General features: G+C 36.6%; 12 protein-coding genes. 8 read left to right on the top strand and 4 right to left on the bottom strand.

The features are described 5' to 3' along the window. The first annotated feature begins 318 nt into the window (after positions 1-318). The gene (locus AC4CUY_RS08410; RefSeq protein WP_336953062.1) at positions 319-882 is read left to right on the top strand and encodes a 1-acyl-sn-glycerol-3-phosphate acyltransferase; all 564 of its coding nucleotides are present in this window, start codon (positions 319-321) and stop codon (positions 880-882) included. Between the two features lie 106 nt (positions 883-988). Continuing rightward, positions 989-1,738: a YebC/PmpR family DNA-binding transcriptional regulator gene (locus AC4CUY_RS08415; protein ID WP_004821088.1), complete on the top strand. Its 750-nt coding sequence runs from the start codon at positions 989-991 to the stop codon at positions 1,736-1,738. Between the two features lie 55 nt (positions 1,739-1,793). Here AC4CUY_RS08415 and AC4CUY_RS08420 read toward each other — a convergent pair whose 3' ends face one another. After that, positions 1,794-2,267, bottom strand: a complete 474-nt coding sequence (locus AC4CUY_RS08420) for a GrpB family protein (RefSeq protein WP_336953060.1) — start codon at positions 2,265-2,267, stop codon at positions 1,794-1,796. A 162-nt stretch (positions 2,268-2,429) separates the two neighbouring features. Continuing rightward, positions 2,430-2,903 carry an Lrp/AsnC family transcriptional regulator gene (locus AC4CUY_RS08425; RefSeq protein WP_336953058.1) on the bottom strand — a complete coding sequence of 158 codons (474 nt, stop codon included), beginning with the start codon at positions 2,901-2,903 and terminating at the stop codon, positions 2,430-2,432. 299 nt (positions 2,904-3,202) lie between these two features. Here AC4CUY_RS08425 and AC4CUY_RS08430 point away from each other — a divergent pair, with 299 nt between their 5' ends. The 5 genes from AC4CUY_RS08430 (at position 3,203) to AC4CUY_RS08450 (ending at position 6,751) form a co-directional block, all read left to right on the top strand. Next, positions 3,203-3,985: a HesA/MoeB/ThiF family protein gene (locus AC4CUY_RS08430; RefSeq protein WP_490773971.1), complete on the top strand. Its 783-nt coding sequence runs from the start codon at positions 3,203-3,205 to the stop codon at positions 3,983-3,985. Between the two features lie 39 nt (positions 3,986-4,024). Then, entirely contained in the window at positions 4,025-5,323 is a 1,299-nt protein-coding gene (locus tag AC4CUY_RS08435) for an ABC1 kinase family protein (protein ID WP_336953054.1), read from the top strand. Between the two features lie 108 nt (positions 5,324-5,431). After that, positions 5,432-5,812, top strand: a complete 381-nt coding sequence (folB, locus tag AC4CUY_RS08440; protein ID WP_419327409.1) for a dihydroneopterin aldolase — start codon at positions 5,432-5,434, stop codon at positions 5,810-5,812. After that, complete coding sequence (locus AC4CUY_RS08445; protein ID WP_490773972.1) at positions 5,769-6,200, top strand: 2-amino-4-hydroxy-6-hydroxymethyldihydropteridine diphosphokinase; 432 nt, start codon at positions 5,769-5,771, stop codon at positions 6,198-6,200. Before folB ends, AC4CUY_RS08445 begins: the two co-directional genes overlap by 44 nt. Positions 6,201-6,226: 26 nt before the next feature. Beyond that, on the top strand, positions 6,227-6,751 hold the full coding sequence (locus AC4CUY_RS08450) for a COG3650 family protein (protein ID WP_490773973.1): 525 nt from the start codon (positions 6,227-6,229) through the stop codon (positions 6,749-6,751). A 154-nt stretch (positions 6,752-6,905) separates the two neighbouring features. Here AC4CUY_RS08450 and coq7 read toward each other — a convergent pair whose 3' ends face one another. Beyond that, the gene (coq7, locus tag AC4CUY_RS08455; protein ID WP_419820507.1) at positions 6,906-7,541 is read right to left on the bottom strand and encodes a 2-polyprenyl-3-methyl-6-methoxy-1,4-benzoquinone monooxygenase; all 636 of its coding nucleotides are present in this window, start codon (positions 7,539-7,541) and stop codon (positions 6,906-6,908) included. Positions 7,542-7,543: 2 nt separating this feature from the next. After that, positions 7,544-8,863, bottom strand: coding sequence for an MFS transporter (locus AC4CUY_RS08460; protein ID WP_483769988.1), 1,320 nt, complete (start codon positions 8,861-8,863; stop codon positions 7,544-7,546). A gap of 175 nt (positions 8,864-9,038) precedes the next feature. Here AC4CUY_RS08460 and AC4CUY_RS08465 point away from each other — a divergent pair, with 175 nt between their 5' ends. Then, positions 9,039-11,783 (top strand): autotransporter assembly complex protein TamA, encoded by a 2,745-nt coding sequence (locus AC4CUY_RS08465; RefSeq protein ID WP_336953046.1) that lies wholly within the window; start codon positions 9,039-9,041, stop codon positions 11,781-11,783. The last annotated feature ends 32 nt before the right edge of the window (positions 11,784-11,815 follow it).

The following is an 11,815-nucleotide window of genomic DNA, read 5'->3' on the forward strand; positions in this document are numbered from 1 at the left end:
AAAACTCTTCCGTCTGGGGGTGTAATTAGGATTAGAGGAGTTGAAATGATTTAATCAAGATAGAAAAAATCAATTAAATTTTTATACAAATTAAATTTATTTATTTTTTATTGTTAATTTAGAATTTGAATTGAGTTAAATGTACTGTAAGGCGTTTAACAATTTTACATTTTTAACTGACTATTTTTGTGTGCAAAACAAGTGTTTAAAATGACAAAAATAAATATATAAATGTAAAAAATAAGCACAATAGAGATTGTCTTTTTAAGCTTTTACTTGGACAATTCGCAAATTCTGATTTTATTATGTTAGGTAGTTATGAAAAAGTTGTTGGGAGAACTTACTTTTAAGCTCTCAGGTTGGTCCTATGAAGTTAATCAAAGTGTATTAGAAAAAAAACAAGTGATCATCGGTTTTGAACATACCTCCATGATGGATGCAGTATTGTCATTGGCAATTTTTCAAATTCATGACCTTAAAATCCATACTTTAATTAAAAAAGAATTATTTAAAGGTCCATTGAAACCATTTTTAGAAAAAATTGGTGGCATTCCTGTAGATCGTAAGTCAAACAAAGACGTCGTTTCACAAATGGTTGATCTATTTCAGAGTAATGACGAATTTAATTTGGTGATTGCGCCAGAAGCGACTCGTGCAGAACGTGGGCAAGCTCGTAAACCGATTCGGACTGGTTTTTGGCATATCGCAAAAGCAGCTGGTGTTCCTATTGTTTTGATGTATGCAAACTCAAAAACAAAACAAGGTGGAATCTTTGGAAAGATTTACCCAACAGATCTAGATCAAGACTTAGCAGAAATTAAACGTCTATATAAAGAACATACAGGACTCGATATTATGATTCCTGAGGCAAAAAATTCTTAATTTGCATTAAATCTAAAAAATAAGCACTTTCTCATAAAAAAGTGCTTATGGTAGAATTGTCGCAATTTGATATGGCATAAAGCCAATCTACAGGAGCATATTTCGCATGGCGGGTCATTCCAAGTGGGCCAATATTAAGCATCGCAAAGCAAAACAAGATGCAAGTCGTGGTAAAGTTTTTACCAAATATATTCGTGAATTAACCACAGCAGCAAGACTTGGCGGTCCTGATGTGGGAAGTAACCCTCGTCTACGTGCTGTTGTCGAAAAAGCACTTTCAGTGAATATGACACGCGACACGATCAACCGTGCTATTCAACGTGGTGCTGGTGGTGAAGACAACGATGACTTAAAAGAAGTCACTTATGAAGGTTATGGTGTTGGTGGTGTTGCGGTGATTGTAGAAACCATGACAGATAACCTTAATCGTACTGTGCCTGATGTTCGTCATTGTTTTTCTAAAACCAATGGTAACTTAGGTACAGCAGGCTCAGTGGCATATTTGTTTACCAAACGTGGTGAGATTACTTTTGAAGATGTTTCTTTAGAAGACAAAATCATGGATGTGGCTTTGGAAGCTGGAGCTGAAGATATCGAAGTGAACGAAGATGAAATCTTAGTAATCACTACACCTGAAAGTTTTGGTGATGTACAAGATGCATTAACTGCTGCTGGGTTAAAATCAGATAATGCAGAAGTGGTTATGAGTCCATCTACAAAAGCATTGATCGCTGATGTGGATCAAGCAAAACTCATTGTTAAAATGATTGATATGTTTGAAGATCTTGATGATGTTCAAAACGTATATACCAACGTTGAATTCACAGATGAAGTATTGGCTGAATTAGACAGTTAAGTCTGATTTAAGTAGATAAAACGCACCTTGGGGTGCGTTTTTATTGAGAGAAAATTTATTGCTGATTTAAAACAGAGGAAATAAATTTATTTTTTTCAATCCGGTAATCGATCATATCTAAATTTTCACAACGCTTTTTTAGATCATTGTAAGTTTGCACCAGTTTAGAGGACTGCCTGAGTGTATCTCTAAATTTAATAAATGACTCAAATTCAGAACCATTAACAACAAGTTGAAAGGCGACATCATCACCATTGAGCGATTCCAACATACACAATTGATCTGTTCTCAGTGTTTCTAATTTCTCTTGAAAATTTAATCGATAAAGTTTTTGAATTGCATCATTAAATTCAGATTGATCCACTGCAATATAAATGTCTAAATCTCCTTTAGAGATTGCATTGGGAATCGAAGAGGCACCAATGTGCTCAATTTTTGCATTGATTAAAAGTGCATTGATTTGAGTTTTATAATACGCAAACCGTGCATTACATTGGGGTTGATATTCTTCAGCTAAATAAAATCTCATAAAAAGATCCATTCAAATACAATGTGATATCTTTGATTCTAAATTCTACCTTTCTAAAACATCATAAAATAAATGTTTAAGACCAATGAGAGTAGCTTTACTTTATTGGTTTTAATTTGGTTGGATGCACCATGCAAAAGCTAAACTGGTTCAATACAAAATTTAAATTCGATTGAGTAGGCCAGTACAATTAAACACATGTTTATATTCTTTAATCACGAAGCTTGAATGTAGTGCAACCACATGCTCAATTTTACCAATTCGCTTGAGTAAAATTTCACTGTAATTCTCCATATCTTTTGCGATCACTTCGACAAGGAAATCGGCGGTTTGCCCAGTCACTAAAAAGGCGTTAATCACTTCAGGGATGTTTTCGAGTTCTTCTAAAAATTTAGCAAAGGTATCTGTGTCATGTTTACTTAGGGAAATTTGTAAAATGACATGTAATTTAAAGCCTAACTTTTCAAAATTAATATCACGCTTTAGATTGGTCATGATATCGGTTTCGATCAAGTGTTTGATACGACGATGAACAGAACTTACAGATAGGTTAATACGTTCTGACAATTCATTTAGATTGATGTCTTCATGAGTTAAAATTTCTAAAATTTGTTTGTCGTAACGATCCAATTCCATATTTTTATCCAGCTTGAAAAAATTTTCTGTATTAATGTAGATTGATTTTTATATTTTTTCAATATTTGAATGAATTTTGAGAATAAATATCATAAAAATATAATTTATAGAAAATGAATCAGTTTAATTCTGAAAGTATTCTGGGTTGGTCCATATCCTAATGCACTTGCGAATGGGCTGTTGAAAACATTGAGCTAATTGATAAAGCTTAATCACAAGGATTGAAGCTTATTTTTAGTTATTTCTCATCTATAAAGTTTTTACTTTATACTGTTTAAAATTGAAAAGTTTATCCACCAATGCTTGAACATGATCTAGAACTTACCGAATCTGAAATGCATCTCTATTCTCGTCAAATTTTACTTGATGGTTGGGATATTGAGGCACAGGAAAAATTAAAACTCGCCAATGTACTGATTGTTGGTTGCGGTGGAATAGGGTGTACCACTGCCGAATTGTTGGCACGTGCAGGTATTGGGAAAATTAGTCTGATTGATGCTGATACAATTGAAATGAGTAATTTACAAAGACAAATTGCTTATGTTGAGCAAGATGTAGGATTTTATAAAGCAGAGATATTGGCCAAGAGATTGCAAACAATTAATTCTTTTATCCAAGTAGAAAGTTATATCAGTAAATTGGATGAAAATAATGCGCAAGCTTTGATTGCTCAGCAGGATTTAGTTTTAGATGGTTGTGATAACTTTACCACCCGTTATCTGGTGAACCACATTTGTACCCAGCTGCATGTTCCATTGATTAGCGCTTCTGCGATTGGTTTTCAAGGTCAGCTCTTTATGATTGATGGTGATTCAGCTTGTTATGAATGCTTATTTCCCAAAGCGCAACAGCATAATGAAAGTCTTCGCTGTGCTGACTCAGGTGTATTAGCCACCACACCCAATGTCATGGCAAGTTTACAGGCACATCATGCTCTTCTATTTTTAGGTTTAGCGAAAACCCCATTGAAGCAAAAACTGTTGCTATGGGATGGGTTAACAATGAAACAACGAATTTTAGCCTTTGAAAAAGATAGAGATTGTACAAACTGTCAGGCAAGCCATACTGCAAATGCTGATTAATTTGCTACACTTATACAAATTCAATTTAATGTTGACATTATGAAAAATAATATCTTTTTAGATGGTCTACGTTCAGTTGCCCGAGTTGGGGAAACTGCTGTTATCGCGGCCAAAGCAGGTATTAAATATGCCACTGAAAAACCAAGTAATGCCAAACTGATGCGTGAAACCTTTGAATCATTAGGCTCAACTTATATTAAATTGGGTCAATTTATTGCCAGTACGCCATCTTTATTTCCTCGTGAATATGTTGAAGAGTTTCAAGGCTGTTTAGACCAAACGCCTTATTTACCTTTTAGCTATGTTCAGGGCGTGTTGGAACAAGAATTTGCTGGGCGTAATTTAAGTGAAATCTTTGCATCTATCGATGAAAAGCCTCTTGCTTCAGCATCTATTGCCCAGGTTCATGCTGCCAAATTGGTGACTGGTGAAGATGTTGTAATTAAAGTGCAAAAACCTGGTGTAGAAACTATTCTTTATACCGATTTAAATGTATTGCACTGGGCAACCAAGGTTTTGGAAAAAGCGATTCCAAAAGTAAAATTTGCTTCATTGGCAGATATTGTTGATGAAATTAAAACACGTATGGTGCGTGAAGTTGATTTCATTGAAGAAGCACAAAATTTGGATGATTTTGTGAATTATCTCAATGTATCTCAAAACACGGCAGCAACAGCTCCAAAGGTCTATCATCAATTTTCAACACGCCGTGTACTCACCATGCAACGCTTGTATGGTGTGCCACTGACTGATTTTGATGTAGTCAGAAAAGTCGCGAAAGATCCATCTCAAGTGCTGATTACCGCCATGAATACTTGGTTTGGTAGTTTAATGTTATGCCAGTCTTTCCATGCCGATTTGCATGCGGGTAATCTGATGTTACTTGAAGATGGCCGTATTGGTTTTATTGATTTTGGTATCGTAGGACAGTTAAAACCTGAAGTTTGGCAAGCATGTATGGCATTTATGGATGCTTTACAAAAGACAGATTACACGTTGATGGCTGAAAATATGTTGGGTATGGGTATGACCAGTACTCAAGTCGATACTCAGGTTTTGGCAGAAGATTTAGAGCGTCTATTTAGTGGGGTACTACTTGCAGATCCACAAAAAATTATGACGTCTAATCCATCAGATTTAAATGACATCATGATGGATATGGTGGGTGTAGGCGAGCGTCATGGTATTCGTTTCCCACGAGACTTCGCGTTATTATTTAAGCAAATGCTATATTTTGATCGTTTTATGCGTGTACTTGCGCCATATACCGATATTTATGCTGATCAACGTTTACAGATGGTGCAAAATATTGATCCTGTGTCACTGTTAAAACATTGATATAGATGTTTTCTCCTTGTGGAAAAGTGGCTAGGTCTGATTGTATAATCTTGCTTGGCCCTTTTTTAAAAGGGCATTTTTTATTTAAATTGAGAATTTATAAACGTCATGGATGCAATTATCATTGAAGGGTTAAAAGTTGAGACTGTGATTGGCTGCTTCAATTGGGAACGGCAAATTATCCAACCTTTAATGTTGGATCTCCACATTCAAACCAGTTTAGAACAAGCGTCTAACTCAGATGAATTAGTCGATACATTGAACTATGCTGAAATTTGTGAAATTTCTGCCAAAGTGATTCAGGATGCTGCACCAAAATTGATCGAACATGCGGCCAAATTAGTATTAAATACGCTTTTCTCTACCTTTAAATCTATTGAATCGATTATGATTACAGTCCGTAAGCCTGCCATTATCCCGCAAGCAAATTCTGTAGGAATTCGTCTTGAACGACACCGAAATGATATTCGCCCTAGCTCTAGCGAGTAATCGCGATCCACAACAAAATTTTCGAAAAGCATTTGCTCAGATTGCACATTTGGGAATGGTGTCATTTTCTTCCATCTATTTGATTCCATGTCGTGATGGAATTGGTGCAGATTATTGGAATGCTGCATGTTTGGTTCAAAGTCAGCTGTCTGTAGATGAAATGCTATCTTTATTAAAAAAGATGGAAGCAGACTCAGGTCGTGTACGCCCATCACATCAAATATCCTTGGATATCGATCTCATTGCATGGGGAACTCATTTAACTGCAATGCAATTTAATCCAAAGAAATTACCATTGGCGTTAGATGTTAAAGTACCGATGTCTGAACTTTGGGAAGATGCATTATTCACACATTCCGCAGATCAATTTCCAGTTATCATTTTATAGTCTTTAAAATAACTAGGTTAAAAACAATGTATTTTAAGCCCTTGGCATTATTCAGTTGTGTGATTTTATTCAGCGCATGTCGCCATTTACCTGAACAATCTATTATACCGGCAAAAGTTGTAAGTGAATCGCAAACCTTACAACGTCGGGATAACAACCTGAAGCAAAAAGTACATGCCTTTACACAAGATCAAACTTTATTTGATGTGGCTTTTGATGATCTCAATCAAGATGGGCAAGATGAAGCCATCGTGCTTTTAAAAGGGTTAGATTGGTGTGGGTCTGGTGGTTGTACAATGCTGATCTTTCAAGGCAAACCTAATCAGCAGTTTGAATTTTTAAATAAAACAACCTTGGTGAATACGCCAGTTTACTCTACAACATATATACATAATGGATGGAAGCAATTACTGGTCTATAGCCGAAAGCATGGGCAAGTAATGTTGAAGTTTGATGGAACTCAATATCCGTTAAATCCATCTTTATTGCCAGTCGCTACAGTAAAGTTAGCACCCAATACAGCTAAATTTCTTTTGGGTGTTGCTGACTAATTTTTTATGTGTAACCCACATCTTTATATCAAAATGTGGGTTACACGGAATCCTTGCATTAAAATTATTTTGACTTGTTTGCTGTAAAAGTGATGCGAATAAAAATGCTAAAAAAGCCCAGAAACTGGACTTTTAAATCAGTTAAATCATGTTGTTAGATAAAATAACTGGTCTTGGTCATCAGTTTGGAAATTGCAGTCATGGTGATCTTCACTGGAATAGGCAGCTCGACACCACCAGCAGTTAATGCTGTATCACGATGATGCAGTTCATCTTCATTCATCTGCACCAATATTTTACGTGAGCGCTCGTCTTGAGCTGGAAGCTGACTGATATGGTGTTGTAAATGTAAACTGACTTGGCGTTCAGTTTCAGCCACAAATCCTAAACTATATTTATCACCTGCAATGCCCGCAAGTGCACCCATACCAAAAGAAAGACCATACCATACAGGGTTAAGCAAACTGGTATGACTGTCGAGTTCTTTTAGGCGATCTTCACACCAAGCCAAATGATCTTGTTCTTCAATCGCTGCAAATTCCATTTCACGACGTACATTTGGAAGTTTGGCTGTTAATGCTTGCCCATGATAAAGTGCTTGTGCACAAACTTCACCACTATGGTTAACGCGCATTAAACCTGCAACATGACGTGCTTCGCTGACAGCTAGTTTGGTTTCGACTGCATTGGATGGATTGCTTCTTTGTGCTGAAGTTGCACCAGGTACTAAACTTCTTAAAGCTTGGTCAAAAGAATTGATCAATTTATCGATGCCAGTAAATTGACGCATAATTAGTCCTCCAAAGAAACCTGAGTTGTCGCTATTAATGGTTTTAAACGAATTAATAACCAAGTACTAAAAATAGCACTCAGCACAGCTGTGATACAGAATAATATTTTAATGTCTATTTTCAAAATACTTAAGATGAGAATAGAAAAAATTGCCGATGAAACCATAAATATTGCATTAAAGATATTATTTGCCGCAACCACACGTGCACGGTGTGATTTAGGGGCATAGGCTTGCATCATCGCATAAAGTGGAACGATATAAAAACCTCCACTTATACCCAATAAAGTGACTGCAAACATCACATGATAATAAATTGCCCCTGAGTTAAACATATCAGAAATCGCAATCAGATCACCAGTTCGTTCTGGAACAAAGGCCAAACTACCTGCCAAATAAAGCGCAAATACCGTTAAGCCAATTGCACCAAGCGGTACCATTTTGATATTTACTTCTGCACCACCAATTTTACGACACAACAATGAACCTACACCAATTCCGACAGAAAAAAATGTAAGCAATAAACTGACGACATTTTCATTGGCATGCAGATTTTGCTGTGTTAACTGAGGAATTTGTGTGAGGTATGTTGCACCATAAAACCAGTACCAAGAATTACCTAAAAGTACGATAAAAATTAACGGTAAACTTTTAGCATAACGAATGGTTTGGAAACTGGTTCGAAAGAAATTCCAATCGATTTCAAAGTCTTCATTTGACATAGATTGTGTAAGGATAAAACGACTGGATAAATAACCCACCACTGCAATAGATACGATGGTTAAGCAAATCCAGATCATATTGCCTTGTGATAGCGAAATGACTGCACCTCCTAAAATCATCCCAATTAGAATCGCAATGGATGTGCCTGACTGAAACAAGGCATTACCAGACATCAGTTCATTCGGTTTTAAGATTTCAGGCAAAATCGCATATTTGATTGGCCCAAAAAAAGTACTATGCGTACCCATTAAAAATAAAGCGAAGAGTAAAATCCAAAGATTGCCCAATAAAAAACCCGCTGAGGCAATCAGCATGATAATGATTTCTAAAATTTTAATACTTCGGACTAAAAATGAGCGTTCGTATTTATCTGCAATTTGACCTGCGGTCGCAGAGAAGATGAAATAGGGTAGAATAAACAGTAATGCAGCGAGATTGTTGAGTGTGCTGATATTGGCAGACTGATGATGAATCCAACCATAGGTGATGACGAGTAATAATGATTGTTTATAAACATTATCATTCAGGGCGCCAAAAAACTGGGTAAGGAACATCGGTAAAAAACGTCGTGTCCCTAAAATATGCTCATTTTTTTCCATTGTAGACGACTTCATTTAGTTATATATAAGAAATGTGTTGAAATGGTAACTATCTCTCAAAATCATGTATCATGTTTTTAACTTAAATCATGTGTAAAACCAATTGGTTTGGGTATTTGAAAGATTTTTAATAATTGATCTTTCTACAAATAAATTTAGGTCATTCGAGCTTGGTATGCCAGCAAAAATTAATTTTAAAAAATCTGTGCTTTCACATAGTGTACATTTACACTTTGACCGTTATCATATCAATAAACTGATATGTTCAAGTGTTTTTTTAAGTGTTTTTGCAATCCCTGTCAGTTATGCCGATCAAATACAAAGCAATCAGAATTTGACATCAAGTTCTGAAACTATCAGCACAAATTCTGAAAAAATCAGCAATACTCAAGAACAATTAGAATCGGCGGCCATTCAGCAAGGTGTATCAAACGAAAAGATCGACCAGTTAGATCAAAAAATTCAACAAGCTCAACAAACTGATCAAGTTGATAGTGTTAAAATGCTTGAACAACAAGAAAAAAATATGGGGGTGCAAGAGGATTTTAAGCCGATCCAATTTGAAGATCTTGAAGAGCTACCTGCTGTCGCTGTGGATCAATCGTTGGCAAATGAAATTTATAAAGTTGCAGAAGAAGCGAAAACAGATGCACAGAATTTTCGTAATGGTGTGATCAAAGAACCTCAAATTGAAGTGGCTAATGCGACCCAACAAGAATTGAATGAAATTACGCAAGCGCCGGTCAATGTTGATGAACTTATACAAACTATTCGTGCAGACAACAAAATTTCTGTAGAAGAAAATCAATCGGGTAAAACTTTGGTTGATAATACACAGAGTAATACTGATGAAGAAAAGGCTAAACCTGGCTTCTTTAAAAGTTTAGTCAATAAAATTCGTGGACCACAAGACAACGGTGTACCAATTCCAAAAATCGGTGTCTCAGTGACGGGTGCGCCTGCGGTTCTTGCAACTAATTTAAAAGCAAAGTTAGGCACCTTTACCCAAGAAGCATATTCTGATTTTAACGGTTCAGTACCACAGTTGAGAACACTCGCTGTACAGGCTGCCCAAGCGGTGGGCTATTACAATGCGGAATTCAAATTTAGCAAAATTGATGATACTCATTTAGGTGTTAAAGTCACGCCACATGATCCAGTCAAAGTGGCTGAACAAAATATTGAGTTTACTGGGGCAGGTTCTAAACTGGCACAGTTCCAAGTTATTGGCGTACTTCCTGATTTAGAAGAAGGTGATATTCTCAATCACGGCGCCTATGAATCCACAAAAAGCCGAATTGTGGATGCAGCCTCAAATAACGGATTTTTTGATGGTTATTGGCGTTTACATGATGTCAAAGTTGAGCAACCGCAAAACAAAGCCAAAATTGATTTAAAATACGAAACGGGTGATCGTTATAAATTGCAAGATGTGGAGTTTAGAATGAGTGATCCTTCTAAGCCACTCCCGATTGATTTAAAAATACTAAAAACCTTAGCACCATGGGAAGATGGAGCGGATTATACCGCATGGCGTGTCAATGGTTTGGCCAACAACTTAACCAACTCGCGCTATTTTAACTATACCTTGGTTGATGCGGTTAAGCCGGATGCAATTGTAAAACCACTTGAACTTCCCGCAGACCTGCAAGCCTTAGTGGACCAGCAGAAAATTACTGAAACTACATTGTCTGCTCAAACCAATGCAGATAAAGCACATTTGTCAGATAAAGAAGTGACTCAAAATGTGGTCAATGAAAATCAGTTTGCGGGGACGCAAGGGGAAGAAGTCAATCCAAACTTAAAGCAGCTTCAAGCGCAACAGAAAGAAAAAGAATCAGATGAAGATCTACTCAAAGATCAGGCTCGTGAGAATAAAAAGATCCCAGTGATCGTGACCTTAAATGCGGACCGCTTAAACAGCTTAGAAACGGGTATTGGTTATGGGACGGATACGGGCGTCCGTTTACGTGGTCAATATAGACGTGCGATTGTCAATCATCTGGGACATTCTTTTGATGCCAATATGGAATTGTCAGAAATCCGCCAAGCCATTGATGCTCGTTATAACATTCCTTATAAACATCCACTAAATGATTACTTTAGTCTAGTTGCAGGTTATGAACGCGAAACTCGTGATGGTATTGGTAATGACATGGACTTGGTCATCGAGTCTGCTGTTGCTGGGGTTGACCGTATTATTAAAGGTTCAAGAAAAGAGTGGCAACATATTCTAGGTGTGCGTTACCGTTTAGACCGTGTCACTCAAAATGGCCCTGTAGATATTGCCAATATTCCTGACGCTTTTTTAATTCCTGGCTCTAATCAAGAACAACAGTCATTGTTATTGGGTTATGAAGCAACCAAAACAACCAGTGATAATCGTATCAATCCAACACGAGGATATAAACAAAGTTATAAAATTCAGCTTGGAAGTCAATCCTTACTTTCAGATACTGATATGGCAATTACGAGCGCGGATTGGAAAGGCTTATATTCGTTCGGTGAAAATGATAATCATCAGTTTGTAGGTGGCTTAAATGTTGGTTATATTTTTGCTAAGGATTTTGAAAAAGTTCCTTATAATTTAAGATACTTTGCTGGTGGCGATCAAAGTTTACGAGGTTTTGACTATAAGAGCCTCTCCCCAACAGAATATGGCTATAAAGTGGGTGGTCAAGGTTTGGCTGTTGGGTCATTGGAATACAATTACCAATTTAAAGAGGGTTGGCGTGGAGCTATATTCAGCGATTTTGGTAATGCTTACGATAAATCATTTAGTAACGATACCCAATATAGCTTAGGCTTAGGAATACGTTGGAAGTCACCAATTGGTCCGATTCGTATTGATGTTGCATCAGGTGTTTCAGATCCTGCACATCCAATTCGACTGCACTTCTTTATTGGTTCACAACTTTAATTAACTAAAAATATAAGAGAAATACTGGAAAT

The sequence above is a fragment of the Acinetobacter sp. 778_lipA genome, from assembly GCF_058242985.1.